This window comes from Nocardia sp. bgisy118, from assembly GCF_057708605.1.
Window position 1 is genome coordinate 1 of record NZ_JBYISM010000097.1, and the last position, 527, is coordinate 527.

1 protein-coding gene is annotated in these 527 nt (G+C 69.3%); it reads left to right on the forward strand.

The features are described from left to right. Positions 1-16: 16 nt before the first annotated feature. Positions 17-527 (forward strand): acyl carrier protein (locus tag AC3EO7_RS37900; RefSeq protein WP_435593897.1); only part of this gene is annotated, 511 nt, incomplete at its 3' end.

A 527-nucleotide genomic window follows, 5' to 3' on the forward strand; every position in this document is an offset into this window, starting at 1 on the left:
CGCTGATCGTGCCCGCATGAACCGCGCAGGCGTCACAGCGTTGAGTGCGCAGCAGGGGCTGGAGCTGTTCGACACCGCGATCCTGGCGGGGCTGTCCGCACCGGCGAACTTGATGCCGGCGCGCCTGGATGTCAAAGCCCTGCGGTCCTCGGCCGCGATCGGTCCGGTCCCGGCGCTGCTGCGCGGACTGATACGACGCCCAGCCCGCCGACCGCTGGCCTCCGCCTCCGGGAATAGGTCGATGTTGTCCCGGCGGCTGTCCGGAGTGTCTGCGACAGAACGGCAGGCGGTGGTCTTGGACGTGGTCCGCGGCGAAATCGCCGCAGTACTGGGCCATGCCACCGCCACTGCGGTGGACCCGGAGCGGGCGTTCACCGAAGCCGGATTCGACTCACTGACCGCGGTCGAACTCCGCAACCGACTGACCGGTGTGACCGGGCTCCGGTTGCCGGCCACCTTGGTGTTCGACCACCCGAACCCCACTGCGCTGGCCGCCTACTTGACCACGCAGGTCGCCGAGAATGCTG